The sequence below is a fragment of the Enterobacter sp. MGH 33 genome, assembly GCF_000534535.1.
Taxonomy (GTDB): Bacteria; Pseudomonadota; Gammaproteobacteria; order Enterobacterales; family Enterobacteriaceae; genus Enterobacter; species Enterobacter hormaechei_C.
Genome location: NZ_KI973212.1, coordinates 2558505 through 2575718 on the forward strand (window position 1 = coordinate 2558505; position 17214 = coordinate 2575718).

The following is a 17214-nucleotide window of genomic DNA, read 5'->3' on the forward strand; positions in this document are numbered from 1 at the left end:
GGTTACGTCTTAACAGGCGATGATTAACTGCAATGTTTTAGCGGATACAGATAACGGGATTCACCCGGCATACTGGTAATACGGTACTTATGAGGCGGCACGTCAAAGTAGTTCTTGAACGTACGCGTCAGGGTCTGTTGCGATTCAAATCCGTAGCGTTCCGCCAGATAGAGGATCGGCTCATTGCTTTCTTTCAGTTTTTGGGCAATCTCCGTCAGCTTGCGGCTGCGAATATATTGTCCTAATGAATGGCCGGTCTCTTTTTTAAACATCCGTTGCAGGTGCCATTTTGAGTAACCTGAACGCTCAGACACTTTCTCAAGAGAGAGTGGAGATTCCAGGTTATCTTCGATCCAGTCCAAAATGCTATGAATGGTGATAGCGTCAGTATTGCGTCTGGACATCGTCATACCTCTTTTTCTGTTTACGGCAGGATTTTCTTGAGTAAGAGCTCAAGCGTTGCCACTTCATCTGCCGATAAGTTTTTTGTCAGTTCCTGGTGCAGTGTTTGTCCTACTAATTGATGACATTGCTCACACATGGCCGCGCCATCGCTGGTCAGTTTCACCAGTACGCCACGTTTGTCATTCGGGTTAGGGCTTCGTTCTATCCATCCTTTACAGACGAGACGATCCAGCATGCGGGTTAACGCACCCAGATCGACAGAGAGCACCTTTTTCAGCTCAACCGGCGTGATACACACTTCGCAGCGAATGGAACACAGCACTTTGAACTGTGTTGCGGTGATATCCAGCGGTGACAGATAGTCATTGAGCAGGCGATCTTTTTTCTGGTTAACCATATGAATAAGACGACCCAGTGGGATTATGTCGTTAAAGAGGTCACTGGTGCTTTTCACAATGGTTGCCCTGGCAAGTAGTTTAGTCACGGCAGATATTATTGCTCAGGCAAGTATAAGTCAACTGAATGAATCGGCCGATGCCACGAAATGCTAAAACGCTTCAGGAACTTATTCTGTACGCTTTTAAATCATACAGATAATCTGGGGTTATGAATTACGCGAGACAATTATGGTTACGCTGTCGGATGGCTCCGGACGAGGATTTGCCCCTATAATTGCGATGTTGAATAAGGATAAGGACTGCGGTGCATTATGTTGGATTTGATTAAAGCAGTGGGGCTTGGACTGGTGGTGTTGCTGCCGCTGGCGAACCCGTTAACGACGGTGGCGCTTTTTCTGGGGCTGGCGGGGAACATGAACAGCGCAGAGCGCAATCAGCAGTCGATGATGGCCTCTGTCTATGTCTTTGCCATAATGATGGTGGCTTATTACGCCGGGCAACTGGTGATGAATACCTTTGGTATTTCGATTCCCGGTCTGCGTATTGCTGGCGGGCTGATTGTGGCCTTTATTGGTTTCCGGATGCTGTTCCCGGCGCATAAAGCGCACGAATCCCCGGAAGCCAAAAGCAAATCGGAGGAGCTTGAAAGCGAACCGAGCGCCAACATCGCGTTTGTGCCGTTAGCCATGCCGAGCACGGCGGGGCCGGGGACGATTGCGATGATCATCAGTTCCGCCTCAACGGTGCGTGATGGGACGACATTCCCGCACTGGGTTATCACCGTTGCGCCGCCGATCATTTTTGCGCTTATCGCTATTATCGTCTGGGGGTCATTGCGCAGCTCCGGGGCGATTATGCGCTGGGTGGGTAAGGGGGGGATTGAAGCTATCTCCCGACTGATGGGTTTTCTGCTGGTCTGTATGGGCGTGCAGTTTATTATTAACGGCGTGCTGGAGATTGTTAAGACGTATCATTGAGAACGTTGCCGGGTGGCGGCTTCGCCTTACCCGGCCTACTCGCAATGGATATAATTCTTATGAATATAAAGCGATGCGTCTTCTGCAACCACTCCTCTGGCAACGAGAATCGGTATCTATGATTGTCAGACCAAAATGACAGATGAAAGATTCCGTTATCTTGGCGGTGATGAAGAACACGGATATTAATGCTTCGTAGGCCGGGTAAGGCGAAGCCGCCACCCGGCATAACAAACGTCAACCGTGGCTGGACTGTTCTTCCATCGCGACCGGCCATTTACGGAAGATAAGCACCGACCAGATCAGCGCGATCAGCGCCGGAATCGCCCCGAGATAACCAATGGCCGACATCGATACATGCAGGCTGATCTGATTTCCCACCAGCGCACCGGCTCCAATCCCCAGATTAAAAATCCCGGAGAAGAGCGACATCGCTACGTCCGTGGCGTCCGGGGCCAGGGCCAGCACTTTGACCTGCATTCCCAGACCAATAATCATGATTGCCACGCCCCAGAACAGACTGAGGATCGCCAGATGACTCTCGCTGCCTGCCGCAGGCATCAGTAACAGCAGGCATGCCAGCAGCAGACCAATCGCACTGCTTACCAGCGCAGACGCGTGCTTATTGCCCAGCTTCCCGAACAGGATGCTGCCGATAATCCCCGCGCCGCCCAGGATCAGCAGCAGAACGGTGGCAAAGTTAGCGCTAAAGCCCGCCACAACCTGAACAAACGGCTCAATATAGCTGTAGGCCGTGTAATGGGCGGTCACCACAATCACGGTCAACAGATAGATGCTCATCAGCGCCGGTCGACGCATCAGCAGCGGCAGACTTTTCAGCGAGCCGGAGTGTTCGCTGGGCAGTTTTGGCAGCAGTTTGATCAGACACACCAGGGTGATCAGCGCCCCCATGCCGATGGCAAAGAAGGTGGTGCGCCAGCCGAAGTATTGTCCCACAATGCGCCCGATCGGCAGGCCTAACACCATCGCCAGCGCCGTTCCGGTGGCAATCAGGCTCAGCGCCTGGGCGCGTTTTCCCGCCGGAGCCAGACGAATGGCGAGGGACGCGGTGATCGACCAGAAAACGGCATGGGCAAACGCGATGCCGACGCGGCTGATGACCAGCACGGTAAAGTTCCATGCCATAAATGACAGCACATGGCTGGCAATGAACACCACAAACAGCCCAATCAGCAGCTTACGACGTTCCATCTGGCTGGTCAGCAGCATAAACGGCAGCGACATCAGCGCCACCACCCATGCATAGATGGTCAGCATAATGCCAACCTGTGCCGTTTCCATATGGAAGCTGGCGGCGATATCGGACAGCAGCCCAACCGGAACAAATTCCGTGGTGTTGAAAATAAACGCTGCGATGGCGAGCGTGACCACGCGTAGCCACGCGACCCTGCGGGAAACCGTGTGTGTTGTCATAGGGATATCTGGGATTCGTTGCCTGAAAGATGAGGAGACGATCTTAAAGCCTTAAACGGCGAAAACTCAACCGTTATGTGATGTGAATCACAAAATTTACCTTCATGCAGCGGTAGCGAACGGGGTTGTTTTCATCGAAGATAAAGAACAACACAACAAAAACAGGCGGTAACACGATGCAGGAGATTGATTTTTATCTGGTAGATGCGTTCAGCGCGTCCTCCTTTGGCGGCAACCCGGCGGTGGTGTGCCCGCTCGACGCGTGGCTACCGGATGAGACGTTACTGAGGATGGCACAACAGCATAACCAGTCAGAAACCGCGTTTTTTGTGTGTACCAAAGGGGGGATCGAGTTGCGCTGGTTCACCACGCTCACCGAGGTTAATCTCTGTGGTCACGCGACGCTTGCCGCGGCGTATGTACTGTTTCACGAACTGGATTATCCGGACTCACGCCTTCATTTTGACACCGCCTCTGGTCGCCTGACCGTCAGCCGTGAAGGTGACTGGATGACGCTGGACTTCCCGGCCTGCCCGACGCAGGCACAGACGCCGCCACCGGAGATGCTCACCGCACTCGGTATCAGCCACTACGTCGAGGCGCGAAAAGGCCGCGCCTGGGTGCTGGTACTGGAGAGCCGCGAGCAGGTAGAAGCCCTTAATCCGGATTTCTCCGCCATGACGCCGGGCGAGCATAAAGTGGCCGTCACTGCCCGGGACGAGGGGGAATACGACTTTGTCAGCCGTTTCTTCTCGCCAGGCGTGGCCGTGCCGGAAGATCCTGTCACCGGCTCCGCGCACACCATGCTGATCCCGTACTGGAGTGAACGGCTTGGCAAAACACAGATGTTTGCCCGCCAGGTATCTGCCCGTGGTGGCGACGTACGCTGCGAACTCAAGGGCGACCGCGTGCGGATGGGCGGGCAGGCGGCACTGTATCTGAAGGGCACAGTATTTCTGCGCTGAACAAATCTAAGAGGAACCAACGATGCAGGAAATTGATTTTTATCTGGTAGATGCCTTCAGCGACAGGGCGTTCGGCGGCAATGCGGCGGCGGTGTGTCCGCTGGAAGCGTGGCTGCCGGATGAGACGCTGCTGAAGATGGCGAAGCAGCATAATCAGTCAGAGACGGCGTTCTTTGTCCGAACGGATAACGGGTTTGAACTGCGCTGGTTTACCACGCAGGATGAAATTAACCTCTGCGGCCACGCAACCCTCGCGGCTTCTCACGTTATTTTCGAATACCTGGATTATCCGCATACGGAAATCACCTTCACCACGCGCTTTGTCGGCGATCTGACGGTACAACGCAGCGGCGACTGGCTGACGCTTAATTTCCCGGCGTGGTCAACCGAGGTTGTCGATACTCCACCCGCAGTGCTGTTCAGCGCGCTGGGCATTAACGCAGCAGACGAGGTGCGTGTGGGGCGTGACTACATGGTGGTGCTCGACAGCCAGCGGCAGGTGGAAGCGCTGGCGCCGGATATTGCGGCCATGCTCCCGCTGGGGAAAATGGTCTGCGTTACGGCGCCGGGGGATGAGTATGATTTCGTCAGCCGCTTCTTCTGCCCGGGGGAAGGGGTGCCGGAAGATCCGGTGACGGGATCAGCTCACAGCATGCTGATCCCGTACTGGAGCGAAAAGCTTGGTAAAACGCAGATGTCGGCCCGCCAGGTCTCCTTGCGCGGCGGGGATCTGCGCTGCGAGCTGAAAGGCGACCGCGTGCTGATTGGCGGGCAGGCCACGCTGTATATGAAGGGAAAAATTTTCCTTCGACTCCAGGACTACGTTCATCATTAACAACTGGGCGCTGGTGGCTGACGTTCGTTTAGCAGCCCTATAAACGCCTCAAGCTGGCGGGTCATCGCCCCGCGTCGCCACACCAGCCAGGTGGTGAGCCAGCGCCAGTTTTCCGCCAGCGGCCACGCCGCCACCTGATGATGGCCCGGCATGCTCTCCAGCATGGAGCGGGGCATCAGCGCAATGCCTGCCCCGGCAATCACGCAGGCGAGCATCCCGTGATAGGACTCCATCTCATGGATCCTTCCCGGCGTGACGCGGTCGGCATGGAACCAGCTCTCCAGATGACGCCGGTAAGAACAGTTGGCGCGAAAGGCATACACGTCGCTGCCGCTCACCTGCGTGGCTTTTGATACTTCTGCGTGACCCGCAGGGGTGACCAGCATCATCTCTTCCCGGTAAACCGGCATCCCTTCCAGTTCCGGGTGCGAGAGCGGCCCGTCGACAAAGGCGGCGCTGAGCGTCCCCTCAAGCACGCCGTCAATCATCGTACCGGAAGGTCCGGTGGACAACGCAAACTGAATGCGCGGATAGCGCTGGTTAAACCGCGCCAGACTTTCCGGAATGCGTACGGCGGCGGTACTTTCCAGTGCGCCGAGCGAGAATAATCCCTGCGGTTCATCCCCGGCGACGACCATTCGCGCTTCGTCAACCAGCGCCAGGATCTGCTTGCTGTAGCGCAAAAAATTGTGCCCGGCGGGGGAAAGCCGCAGGCGCTGATTCTCGCGAATAAACAGTTCCACGCCGAGATCCGCTTCTAGCTGTCGGATGCGGGTGGTGAGGTTTGACGGCACCCGGTGTACCTTCTGCGCCGCCTGGGTAATGCTGCCGGTCAGTGCGACGGCGTTAAACATCTCAAGCTGAGTTAAGTCCATACCGTTCTCGATTCGTGAATAAGGTGGTGAGTATTATTCATTTTTAAGAAATAGCAGAGTAGGCCACAATCAATCAACTGTTATTACGTGGAGAACATCATGACCTATTCATCTGCTACCCATGCCCACTCTGTCAACCCGGCTACCGGCGAAACGCTGGCTGCTTACCCGTGGGCAACGTCCCATGACGTTGAGCGTGCCATTGCGCAGGCGGATACCGGTTTTCGTCAGTGGCGACGCGAAAGCGTGGCGCACCGGGCGCAAAAACTTCGCGATCTGGGTGCGGCGCTGCGTAGTCGTGCGGAAGAGATGGCGCAGACTATCTCCCGGGAGATGGGCAAGCCCATTATGCAGGCGCGTGCGGAGGTGGCTAAGTCCGCCAGCCTTTGCGACTGGTACGCTGAACACGGCCCGGCGATGCTGCACCCGGAATCTACCCAGGTCGAAAATGCGGTGATTGAGTACCGTCCGCTTGGGCCCGTTCTGGCGGTGATGCCGTGGAACTTCCCGCTCTGGCAGGTGCTGCGCGGTGCGGTGCCGATCCTGCTGGCAGGGAACAGCTATCTGCTTAAACATGCGCCTAATGTGCTCGGCTCGGCGGAGCTGATCGGGAAGGTATTCGCGGATGCCGATTTCCCGGAGGGGGTCTTTGGCTGGGTGAACGCGACGAATGACGGCGTCAGCCAGGCGATTAATGATCGTCGTATCGCGGCGGTGACCGTAACCGGCAGCGTTCGGGCTGGTGCGGCAATTGGCGCGCAGGCGGGCGCGGCGCTGAAGAAATGCGTGCTGGAGCTGGGCGGTTCAGATCCGTTTATCGTTCTGAACGATGCCGATCTGGATCTGGCCGTCAACGCGGCGGTGGCCGGACGTTATCAGAATACCGGGCAGGTTTGTGCGGCGGCAAAACGCTTTATTGTGGAAGCGGGCGTGGCGGACGCCTTTACCCAACGCTTTGTTGACGCGGTCAAGGCGCTGAAGATGGGCGCACCGGATGAGGAAGATAACTATATTGGCCCGATGGCGCGATTTGATCTTCGCGATGAACTGCATCAGCAGGTGCAGGCTACGCTGGCGGAAGGGGCGACCCTGCTGCTCGGCGGGGAGAAGATGTCCGGGAGCGGTAACTATTATGCCCCAACCGTACTCGGCGGCGTCACCCCACAGATGACGGCCTTTCGTCAGGAGCTGTTTGGTCCGGTGGCGGCAATTACCATCGCGAACGATGCGGCGCACGCGTTGCAGCTGGCTAACGACAGCGATTTTGGCTTATCGGCGACGGTCTTTACCGCTAACGATGCGCTGGCTGAAACCTTCGCGCGTGAGCTGGAGTGCGGCGGGGTGTTTATCAACGGCTACAGCGCCAGCGATGCGCGCGTCGCGTTTGGCGGGGTGAAGAAGAGCGGCTTCGGGCGAGAGCTTTCTCATTTCGGCCTGCATGAGTTCTGTAATGTGCAGACGGTGTGGAAGGATCGCGTCTAGTCTTGTTGCCGGGTAAGGCCAGGCCGCTACCCGGCAATTCACGTTTCCTGTCATTTTTGCGTAATGGTTCTGTCATTTTCGTTTCGTAGACTCGCTCGCGTCTAACGTATTGTTACAGAAGAAAATTATGAACCTAACGCAAATTTTTAGTCGTCTTGCGCCGCGCTTTATCCCTCGTCAGTTTGGCCTGCTGACCGGCATCTTTTGTATTATTGGCCTTTTCTCCGCCCTGCAACTCTCTTCCTCCTTCCTGCTGACCGCCTCCCTGAATGAAGCCCAGCGTAACGAACAGCGCAATCAGCTGGCCTGGCAGCAGCAGAGCAGGCTGGATCAGGCCCGTATTTCTCTGCTGGCGGCCAGCGATCTGCTCAACCGCTCCGGCGTGTACTTTATGCAGGACAAGGAGACCGGCTCGGAAGGGAGCTGGCATAGCCTGATGGACGAGGCGCAAAAATCCCTGGCTGCGTCACAGCAGGCATGGCAGGCCTGGCTCGCGCTTAATCCGCCGAAAGACGAGGGGTTGGTTAACAGCTATCAGCTGTTTTTCGACGCCATCCGAGAGCAGGCGGAGGGGCTGGTGAAAACCAACAGCATCGACCTCTTTTTCGCCGTACCTGCCCAGGCGTTTCAGACCGATTTTAATGACAATTTCGCACGCTATCAGCAACGGAGTGAGAAGCAGACGATACAGGGGCGTCAGTCGCTCATGGAACAACTCTCAGGTCTGCAACGGCTGTTCCTGTTTGCGCCGCTGGCGCTACTGGCCATTGCCATAGCCGTCTGGTTCGGAATGGCGAAGTGGGTGATATCCCCGCTACGCCGTCTGATTATCCAGATTAACCAGCTTGCGGCAGGGGATTTGTCAGGCACGCCGCCTGACGTTGTGCGCTTTAACCGTGAAATCAGCCAGCTCAGCGGCAGTATTACCGCCATGCAGCGCGGGCTCCAGCAACTGGTGACCCAGGTCAGCGAGGCCACTACCTCCATGGTTGAAAATATCGGATCGCTTGCGCAGGGGAATCAGAAGCTTTATCAGCAGTCTACGCGACAGGCCAAAGAGCTGGAGGAGGTGACCGCACACATCGCCGATCTCGAAACCCACGTTGAGGGGAACACGGGTTATGCAAAACTCGCCCGCTCGCGCGCGGATGAAGCCCGACAGGCTGCCGCTGGTGGGGAGCAAATGATGTCAGCGGTGAATGGCTCGATGCAGACGATCGTCGAGCGATCCTCAGAGATGCGCGGGATCGTCGCGATGATCGACAGCGTGGCGTTTCAGACCAATATTCTGGCCCTCAATGCTGCCATTGAAGCCGCCCATGCCGGGGAGCAGGGGCGCGGATTCGCGGTAGTCGCCCGGGAAGTAGGGCTGCTGGCCAGAAAAAGCAGTCACTCTACGCAAACCATCCAGGCGCTGATCAACCATTCGCTACAGGGTATTGAAGAAGGTTCCCAGGTGGTAAACCGTCTGGAAGATAATCTGCAACAGGTTACCGGGCTGGTGGCGAATCTGAGCAGCCTGCTGAATGACATTTCGCTTGCCACCCTGAATCAGGGGGAAAGTATTCACCAGATGACCCGTCAGCTTCAGGCGCTGAATCAGGTATCGCGTCAGACAGATCTGCTGGTTAGCGAAGCGTCGAATGCCTCTGCGCGTCTGCATCAGGAGTCAGATCTTTTGTTACAGGCCGTCTCGCGTTTTCGTCTCCCTGCCTGACGTGATGTATAAGCCTCTGTTATACTCGCAGCCCGTTTTAGCCTGAGGGCAAGGAGCAAAGTGTGGCTGCGGTCATCCATAATGAGATGCTGGAAGAGATTCTGGCGCAGGTTCGTCCGTTACTGGGGCAGGGTAAGGTTGCCGATTACATTCCCGCGCTGGCTTCGATCAGCGGTAATAAGCTCGGTATCGCCATTTGTACTGTCGACGGTCAGCGTTTTCAGGCGGGAGACGCGCTGGAGCGCTTTTCGATTCAGTCGATCTCAAAAGTGCTCAGCCTGGTTGCCGCCATGCGCCAGTATGACGAGCAGGAGATCTGGCAGCGGGTAGGCAAAGATCCGTCCGGTCAGCCGTTCAACTCCCTTCTCCAGCTTGAAATCGAACAGGGTAAGCCGCGTAACCCGTTTATTAACGCCGGGGCGCTGGTGGTGTGCGATATGTTGCAAAGTCGGCTGAGCGCGCCGCGCCAGCGGATGCTCGAAATTGTGCGTCAGCTTTCCGGCGTGCAGGACATTGCCTATGATTCGGTGGTCGCGCGCTCTGAGTTTGAACACTCTGCACGTAATGCCGCGATTGCCTGGCTAATGAAGTCCTTCGGCAATTTTCATAATGATGTCGCCACGGTTCTGCAAAACTATTTTCATTACTGCGCGCTGAAGATGAACTGTGTCGAACTGGCGCAGACTTTTCTGTTTCTGGCGCATCAGGGCCATGCCCCGCATCTGGGCGAGGACGTTGTCTCCCCGATGCAGGCCCGGCAGATCAACGCCTTAATGGCAACCAGCGGGATGTATCAGAATGCCGGGGAGTTTGCCTGGCGCGTGGGGCTGCCGGCTAAATCCGGCGTTGGCGGTGGGGTCGTGGCGATTGTCCCTCACGAGATGGCGATTGCCGTCTGGAGCCCGGAACTGGACGAGACCGGAAATTCACTGGCGGGCGTGGCGGCGCTGGAACAGCTGACCAAACGCCTTGGACGGTCCGTATACTGATGTCCACGTTAGATCCTCTGTTCGCGCGCCTGGCTCGCTCCACGTTTCGTTCGCGTTTTCATTTAGGAACGAAAGAGCGGCAATACTGCTGGGATAAAGGCGCGGAGACTATCGATCGGCATGCCGCCGATTTTGTCGCCGCGCGACTGGCACCTGCACACCCGGTAAATGACGGTAAGCAGACGCCGATGCGTGGACATCCGGTCTTTATCGCCCAGCATGCCACGGCAACCTGCTGTCGGGGCTGTCTGGCTAAGTGGCATGCTATCCCGCAGGGCGTGCCGCTGAATGCGCAGCAACAACAGTATATCGTCAACGTGATCCATCATTGGCTGGTCATTGAGGTAAATCGTGCCTCATGAACTGACAATGTCTCTGTTTAAGCTACGCTTTTACTAATGCTCAGCGTCAGGAGACGTTATGAAAGCACCTTTAATTCCCGTTAATGAAACGGAGCGCATGAATGCACTGCGCGAGTCCGGTCTGCTTGAGATCGACAATTATCCCGCGTTTGACCGTCTGACGCGTCTGGCAACACGCTTTTTCAGGGTGCCGCTGGCAATGATTACGCTGGTGGATGATCACGCCGTGATCGTGAAGTCTGCCGATGGGCGGGTACCCGTCAGCCAGCCTCGCGAACTCTCGTTTTGTGGTCATACGATCCTGGGGGACGCGCCGCTGGTGGTGGGGGATACGCTGCGGGACGAACGCTTTGCGGACAATCCGCAGGTGGCGGGAGAGCCTGGCGTGCGCTTTTATGCCGGTTACCCGCTGCGTTTACGTGACGGGGCGTGCGTGGGATCGTTGTGTCTCATTGATTACGCGCCTCGTGAGTTTACCGCGGCGGATGCCGCCGTACTGGCCGATCTCAGCGCGCTGGCAGAGGATGAATTTGCGGCCGTTAGCGCGGCCACAACCGATGAACTCACGGGGCTGTTTAACCGTCGCGGGTTTAACCAGTTTGCGCAGTTTGCACTGTCGGTTTCGCAGCGTCGGGCAGAACCCTTAACCCTTGGCTGGCTGGATCTGGACCATTTCAAAACCATTAACGATCGCTTCGGACATCAGGAGGGGGACAAAGCTCTGAAAGCGATGGCCGCCCTGATGCGTTCCTCGTTCCGCGAGGCCGATCTGCTGGTACGTTTCGGGGGAGATGAGTTCGCGGTGCTGTTTGCGGATACCGATGAACCCGGCGCCTGGATCGCCATGCAGTATCTCGTTGAACAAACGGAAAAGTATAACGCGCGTCAGCTGCATCCCTGGTCGTTACAGTTTTCCTGGGGGCTGAGCGAGTTCGATCATCACCGCAACGATATGCAGGCATGGCTAAAACACGCGGATGCGCAAATGTACGCCATGAAGCGGCAACACCACGGCGAAAAATGACATAACGAAATCCTATGTCATCGCTTATTGCGTTACAAAAATGTTAATAGCAAAGTGGAGAGATTCAACCTAAGGACGCGCAATGAACTCTCCCATGCTGATTAAACCTCTCTCCCGGCAGGACATCCTCACCCACATCGATGCCCTGAACGATATTCTTGTCAACTGTGTCAACGGCGGCGCCTCCGTCAGCTTTATGCTGCCTTTTTCTGCCGGGAAAGCCCAAACCTTCTGGCTCGGCGTCGCAGACAGCGTCGGGCGCGACGAGCGTACAGTCCTGGGCTGTTTTGATGCGGAGCAGGGGCTGGTTGGCACGGTCCAGCTCATCACCGATCAGCCTGAAAACCAGCCGCACCGTGCAGATGTCGCGAAATTGCTGGTTCATGAGAAAGCGCGCCGTAAAGGGGCGGCAATGGCGCTGATGGAAGCCCTGGAGGCGGTTGCACGTGAAAAAGCGCTTACGGTACTGGTGCTTGATACCTCAACCGGCAGCGGCGCGGAGACGTTTTACCAGAGAGCAGGCTGGCAAAAGGCGGGGGAGATCCCACGCTACGCCCTGATGCCGAACGGGGACATGACGGCGACCTCGGTGTTCTATAAATTTCTGTGATTATTTTTCACCATCGCATCCTGAGTTGATCCAGACAGGGGTTATGGTCCTGAAGTTTTGATAAGTTATCACACCAATCTTATCAGGCTGTATGACTAATCATAAAGGACCTCCATTGTGAACACACTCAACCGTCGTGATTTCCCCGGTGCGCGCTATCCTGAACGTATCATCCAGTTTGGCGAAGGTAACTTCCTGCGCGCGTTCGTTGACTGGCAAATCGACCTCTTAAACGAGCATACCGATCTCAATGCCGGTGTGGTGATTGTGCGGCCGATCCAGAGCGATTTTCCGCCGTCCCTGAGCACCCAGGATGGTCTGTATACAACGGTTATTCGCGGTCTGAATGAGCAGGGGGAAGCGGTAAGCGATGCGCGTCTTATTCGTTCCGTGAATCGTGAAATCAGCGTCTACAGCCAGTACGATGAATTTCTGAAGCTCGCCCATAACCCTGACATGCGGTTTGTCTTCTCCAATACCACGGAGGCGGGGATCAGCTATCACGCGGGGGATAAGTTTGACGATGCGCCAGCTGTCAGCTATCCGGCCAAACTGACGCGTCTGCTGTTCGAGCGTTTTACCCACTTTAACGGGGCAGCGGATAAAGGCTGGATTATCATTCCTTGCGAACTCATCGACTACAACGGCGATGCCCTGCGTGAACTGGTGCTGCGCTATGCACAGGAGTGGGCGCTGCCGGCGGCATTCATTGCGTGGCTGAATGATGCTAACACTTTCTGTTCGACGCTGGTTGACCGCATTGTTACCGGCTATCCGCGTGATGAGGTGGCAGAGCTGGAAGCCGGGCTGGGCTATCACGACAGCTTCCTCGACACGGCGGAACATTTCTATCTGTTTGTTATTCAGGGGCCGAAATCACTTGCAGCTGAACTGCGCCTGGATAAATACCCACTCAACGTCCTGATTGTTGACGATATCAAACCGTATAAAGAGCGTAAGGTGGCGATCCTCAACGGCGCGCACACGGCGCTGGTTCCGGTCGCTTTTCAGGCCGGCCTGGATACGGTAGGGGAAGCCATGAACGACGCGGAAATTTGCGCGTTCGTAGAGAAGGCTATTTATGAGGAGATTATTCCGGTCCTGGATCTGCCGCGCGACGAGCTGCACTCCTTCGCCAGTGCCGTAACGGGGCGTTTCCGTAATCCGTACATTAAGCATCAGCTGCTGTCGATTGCCCTGAACGGGATGACCAAGTACCGCACCCGCATTCTGCCGCAACTGCTGGCAGGGCAGAAGGCGACCGGCAAACTGCCAGCACGTCTGACCTTTGCTCTGGCGGCGCTGATTGCATTTTACCGTGCCGAGCGCAACGGTGAGCGCTATCCGGTGCAGGACGATGCGCACTGGCTTGAACGTTACCAGCAGTTGTGGACGCAACATCACGACAAACAGGTCACTACCCGTGAACTGGTATCGTCAGTATTGAGCGTGAGCGAGCACTGGGAACAGGATCTCACTCTGGTGAACGGACTGGTAGACCAGGTTGTGCTGGATCTGGATGCAATTTTAAGCAAAGGCATGCGCGATGCGGTAAAACCGCTCTGCTAATCATAATGCCCGGCGTTGGCCGGGTTTTTTACAGACTACCTTTAGTTACAACATACTATACGTTCTTTTTTTTAAAAAGCACATGCAGCACCGTGCGGTTGAGGCTTAACAGGTCAGAAAATGCAATGAACTATTAACATGCTTGCAACCGTGAGGGGGATCACGTTTAATAGCCGCGCTCTTTACTTTTCTGAAGCTGATTATGATTGTTCGTCCTCAACAGCACTGGCTGCAACTGATTTTTGTCTGGCATGGTTCGGTACTTCCCAAAATTTATACCCGACTGCTGCTTAACTTCCTGCTTTCCATCGCCGTGATTGTCATGCTGCCGTGGTACACCTCGCTGGGTATCCGGTTTACCGTCGCGCCGTTCAGCATTCTGGGCGTGGCTATCGCCATCTTCCTGGGATTTCGCAATAACGCCTGTTATTCGCGCTACGTTGAGGCGCGTCTGCTTTGGGGGCAGTTGATGATAGCGGCGCGCTCGCTGTTTCGCGAGGTAAAAAACACCTTGCCGGATGATAAACATCTTGGAGAGTTTGTCCGCCTGCAAATCGCGTTTGCTAACTGTCTGCGTATGACCCTTCGCAGAGAAACCAATGCCGATCAGCTGTCCCGCTATCTGGCTCCTGACGATTTACGCAAAGTGATGGACGCCAACTCGCCGGCGAACCGTATCCTGCTGATCATGGGGGAGTGGCTGGCCGTACGGCGGCGTAGCGGGCACCTTTCAGACATTCTGTTTCACAGCCTCAACAACCGCCTGAATGATATGTCCATCGTGCTGGCTGGCTGTGAGCGTATCGCCAATACGCCAGTCCCGTTTGCCTATACGCTGATCCTGCACCGGACGGTGTATCTGTTCTGCATCATGCTGCCGTTTGCGCTGGTAGTTGATCTGCATTACATGACGCCCTTTGTCTCTGCGCTGATTTCCTACACCTTTATCTCGCTGGACACGCTGGCGGAAGAGCTGGAAGATCCGTTTGGGACGGAAGATAACGATCTGCCGCTGGACGCCATCTGCAACATGATGGAGCGCGATCTGTTGCAGATGAACGATGAAGAGAATATCCCTGAAAGACTGATGCCTGATAAGCATTATCAGCTGACCTGACGGGCATTCCACTCGTCGCGGGTGATTTCCCACAGCTCCGAATCCAGCAGGCCGCTGACATAGGCTTTCTTCTCCGTCCTGATGAGCCGCATGCCGCTGCTGTCTGAAATACGTCGGGAGCGGCTGTTGGCCGCCGCTTTCGGCGCGCGCAACACCGGTTTGTTAAGCGTATTGAACCAGTAATCCGTGGCCGCAATACTCGCCTCGCGCATATATCCCTGGCCCTGAAATTCCGGCGCGAGCCAGAAGCCCCGATTGTTGTCCTCCACGTCATACAGGCAAATCAACCCCATCAGTTCGTCAGGCGCTTAGCGACGGCGAATCGTCCAGAACCACGCAATCCCTTTGGCCATATCGGGCAGTGCAACGTTGTTGACATAATTTTCTGCACCGTTTTCCGGGTAGGGCCAGGGGACTGAAGCCACCATATAGCGGACAATCTCCCAGCGCGGATAGCGTTGCTGGATCTGGACGGCATCGGCGGCAACAAGGGGTTTAAGTAATAAGCGTTCTGTCGTAAGCGTGGGTATCGTCATCCGGTGATCTCCATATTTGAGCGTTATCATTTGTTTGGGTTCTGATATTTCATCAATATCACATTCCAGTTGGTCGTGCTTTTGTTATTCAGATTTATCCATAAAGGAGTATGTAATGCCAAGAAAAGCCAGGCCCGAAGAAGCCGAAACACTCTGGCACGTCCGTAACGAAGCGATGCGCCATGGCTGTAAAATCTGTTACGACGCAGAAGTGATTGCGCGCTGGACGTCAGAAAAGATGCCTGAACATTACCGTACCTCCAGGTCGATTTCGTGTTATAGGCCTGCCCATGCAGGAGCTGAACTGCTCCCAAATGGAGCTACGGTTTACGAAGTTCAATAGCTTATTTACATTTGCTTACATAAATACACTTTCTTTACATTAAGTAATGTAAGATATTTTTTTAGCACAAAATGCAAAACTAAATTAAATGGAAATGATTTATGTCGAATATAAGAGCATTAAGCCTTAATGAGATAGTATTAGTAAGTGGCGGCAATGGAAGCGGTAATTATGAAGGTGCCGGTAGTCGTAACACCAGCTCTAAACCTGGTAATTCAAAAGGAAACAATGGCTCTATTTACAAGGGCGTTGACTCATGCGGCGCAGGAATCATCGGTGGTCTAATCGCCGGCTCTCCTGGGGGGCCAGTGGGTATGACCGCTGGGGTAATTGGTGGAGCTATAGCTGGTCAGTGCACAAAAGATAGTTTTTCAGATCGTGGTAGTAAAGATAAAAGTAATAATTACAACGGCCCCGGACAATGCCGTTGGTAAGTAATTTGAGTTGTGTGTGATAATAATTTAAAAGCTCATTGTAACTGAATGTTATTCTAGGTGTTTCGATATTTAATGATTATTCGAAGTAGTCATGATGAGCTATTATTTTTGATAAAGTTAATGTAATCACAAGTATCGGGTTAAGCATGAAACAATTTTTAAATTTCCTAATTTACTTATTTTTTTTCATTATCGCATTTACCCTTTTGAAATACGCTGAAGTTCTTGAGTTTGACGAAGTATCACGGCCAGGGATTATATCAAGGTTTCTTATTGCGTTGATTGTATTAATAGCAGTAACTCGATGGGGCGTTAACTTGATGAATAGGTTTAAAAGTAAATAAAGTACACTCCGATAAAAATTGTTGTGTTGCAGAATGGAATCATTACAAATGTTCACTGAAGTTAAAGTGCATGATATCAAAAAATGATTACGATATCATAGCCATATTTGTTGATTCTTATATAAAATATGAATTAATAATAGGTTGAACATGATAATCTTTAGGCATGTCTATCCATTCATTTATAGTAAGAAAAACGTAATTGTTCTTTTTATTGCGTCTGTTATCTCAATAATAATTACGTTATCGCCATCCATAACCCTCCGCTATCTTACTCTCGATGTGTCATTTTTCTTATTGTTTATTGCGGAATTTTCAATTGCATTTTTCTTGTATATTTTTTACTTAAGGAAGTTGGATGGTTTTAAATTACGCCCAAGTAGAGATTTAACTTCAATAAAATTTTCTATTGTTGTGTTGTTTGTCATTTTGCTGGTTCAGTATAATGTTTATCTTTACAGGGATAATTTATATCATTATGGACCTTCCCATATTAGTTTTATAGCATTTATAATAGCCACCTTCGTAGTCCCATATTATGAGGAGATTATATACAGGGGCTGTATCTTCGGTGTTTTCCACTCAATTTTTAATAAAAAGTATATTATCCCATGTATATTGACTTCATTGTCTTTTTGTCTGATGCATGGACAGTATTATAACATTTTAGATCAATCCATTCTTTTTTTGGTGTCAATATTGCTATTAATAGTTAGAATAAGAAGCAGAGGGCTTTTTTATCCTATTATAATTCATTCGTGCATGAATGCTTTTGTTTTGTCGTTAAATTTTTGA

The 17214-nt window shown here is 53.6% G+C and carries 17 protein-coding genes and 1 pseudogene; 13 read left to right on the plus strand and 5 right to left on the minus strand.

The window, feature by feature from the left end:
- Positions 1 to 23 precede the first annotated feature (23 nt).
- Both marA and marR read right to left on the minus strand, forming a co-directional pair.
- Positions 24 to 404, minus strand: a complete 381-nt coding sequence (gene marA, locus L379_RS11940) for an MDR efflux pump AcrAB transcriptional activator MarA (RefSeq protein ID WP_001303241.1) — start codon at positions 402 to 404, stop codon at positions 24 to 26.
- Between the two features lie 20 nt (positions 405 to 424).
- Positions 425 to 859, minus strand: coding sequence for a multiple antibiotic resistance transcriptional regulator MarR (marR, locus tag L379_RS11935; RefSeq protein ID WP_017383983.1), 435 nt, complete (start codon positions 857 to 859; stop codon positions 425 to 427).
- A gap of 255 nt (positions 860 to 1114) precedes the next feature.
- Between marR and L379_RS11930 the strand changes: the two genes are divergently transcribed.
- Positions 1115 to 1780, plus strand: a complete 666-nt coding sequence (locus L379_RS11930) for a MarC family NAAT transporter (RefSeq protein WP_017693435.1) — start codon at positions 1115 to 1117, stop codon at positions 1778 to 1780.
- A 237-nt stretch (positions 1781 to 2017) separates the two neighbouring features.
- Here L379_RS11930 and L379_RS11925 read toward each other — a convergent pair whose 3' ends face one another.
- Positions 2018 to 3214: a sugar transporter gene (locus L379_RS11925; RefSeq protein WP_023296611.1), complete on the minus strand. Its 1197-nt coding sequence runs from the start codon at positions 3212 to 3214 to the stop codon at positions 2018 to 2020.
- Positions 3215 to 3390: 176 nt separating this feature from the next.
- Between L379_RS11925 and L379_RS11920 the strand changes: the two genes are divergently transcribed.
- Positions 3391 to 4179: a PhzF family phenazine biosynthesis protein gene (locus L379_RS11920; RefSeq protein WP_017693433.1), complete on the plus strand. Its 789-nt coding sequence runs from the start codon at positions 3391 to 3393 to the stop codon at positions 4177 to 4179.
- 22 nt (positions 4180 to 4201) lie between these two features.
- Positions 4202 to 5014 carry a PhzF family phenazine biosynthesis protein gene (locus L379_RS11915; RefSeq protein WP_032653551.1) on the plus strand — a complete coding sequence of 271 codons (813 nt, stop codon included), beginning with the start codon at positions 4202 to 4204 and terminating at the stop codon, positions 5012 to 5014.
- On the opposite strand, the gene L379_RS11910 is transcribed toward L379_RS11915, so the two are convergent.
- The gene (locus L379_RS11910) at positions 5011 to 5889 is read right to left on the minus strand and encodes a putrescine utilization regulator PtrR (RefSeq protein ID WP_032653554.1); all 879 of its coding nucleotides are present in this window, start codon (positions 5887 to 5889) and stop codon (positions 5011 to 5013) included. The two genes, L379_RS11915 and L379_RS11910, sit on opposite strands and share 4 nt — an antisense overlap.
- 99 nt (positions 5890 to 5988) lie before the next feature.
- Here L379_RS11910 and sad point away from each other — a divergent pair, with 99 nt between their 5' ends.
- The 8 genes from sad (at position 5989) to L379_RS11870 (ending at position 14759) form a co-directional block, all read left to right on the plus strand.
- A complete protein-coding gene (gene sad / locus L379_RS11905) occupies positions 5989 to 7371 on the plus strand; it encodes a succinate-semialdehyde dehydrogenase (protein ID WP_032653557.1) in 1383 nt (460 codons plus the stop codon).
- Positions 7372 to 7498: 127 nt separating this feature from the next.
- On the plus strand, positions 7499 to 9088 hold the full coding sequence (locus L379_RS11900; protein ID WP_032653560.1) for a methyl-accepting chemotaxis protein: 1590 nt from the start codon (positions 7499 to 7501) through the stop codon (positions 9086 to 9088).
- A 62-nt stretch (positions 9089 to 9150) separates the two neighbouring features.
- Positions 9151 to 10077: a glutaminase B gene (gene glsB / locus L379_RS11895; RefSeq protein WP_032653562.1), complete on the plus strand. Its 927-nt coding sequence runs from the start codon at positions 9151 to 9153 to the stop codon at positions 10075 to 10077.
- Positions 10077 to 10439: a DUF4186 domain-containing protein gene (locus L379_RS11890; protein ID WP_032653565.1), complete on the plus strand. Its 363-nt coding sequence runs from the start codon at positions 10077 to 10079 to the stop codon at positions 10437 to 10439. Before glsB ends, L379_RS11890 begins: the two co-directional genes overlap by 1 nt.
- A gap of 58 nt (positions 10440 to 10497) precedes the next feature.
- Positions 10498 to 11463 (plus strand): sensor domain-containing diguanylate cyclase, encoded by a 966-nt coding sequence (locus tag L379_RS11885; protein ID WP_032653568.1) that lies wholly within the window; start codon positions 10498 to 10500, stop codon positions 11461 to 11463.
- 82 nt (positions 11464 to 11545) lie between these two features.
- Complete coding sequence (locus L379_RS11880) at positions 11546 to 12073, plus strand: GNAT family N-acetyltransferase (RefSeq protein WP_032653571.1); 528 nt, start codon at positions 11546 to 11548, stop codon at positions 12071 to 12073.
- 117 nt (positions 12074 to 12190) lie between these two features.
- Positions 12191 to 13642, plus strand: coding sequence for a tagaturonate reductase (locus L379_RS11875; RefSeq protein WP_032653574.1), 1452 nt, complete (start codon positions 12191 to 12193; stop codon positions 13640 to 13642).
- A 202-nt stretch (positions 13643 to 13844) separates the two neighbouring features.
- Positions 13845 to 14759 (plus strand): bestrophin family protein, encoded by a 915-nt coding sequence (locus tag L379_RS11870; RefSeq protein ID WP_003857155.1) that lies wholly within the window; start codon positions 13845 to 13847, stop codon positions 14757 to 14759.
- Here L379_RS11870 and L379_RS0124035 read toward each other — a convergent pair.
- Positions 14747 to 15295: pseudogene (locus tag L379_RS0124035) on the minus strand (GNAT family N-acetyltransferase). The gene L379_RS11870 and the pseudogene L379_RS0124035 sit on opposite strands and share 13 nt — an antisense overlap.
- A 444-nt stretch (positions 15296 to 15739) precedes the next feature.
- On the opposite strand from L379_RS0124035, the gene L379_RS26080 reads away from it, so the two are divergent.
- Positions 15740 to 16072 carry a hypothetical protein gene (locus L379_RS26080; protein WP_071992876.1) on the plus strand — a complete coding sequence of 111 codons (333 nt, stop codon included), beginning with the start codon at positions 15740 to 15742 and terminating at the stop codon, positions 16070 to 16072.
- Positions 16073 to 16569: 497 nt separating this feature from the next.
- On the plus strand, positions 16570 to 17214 hold the full coding sequence (locus L379_RS25010; protein ID WP_023300106.1) for a CPBP family intramembrane glutamic endopeptidase: 645 nt from the start codon (positions 16570 to 16572) through the stop codon (positions 17212 to 17214).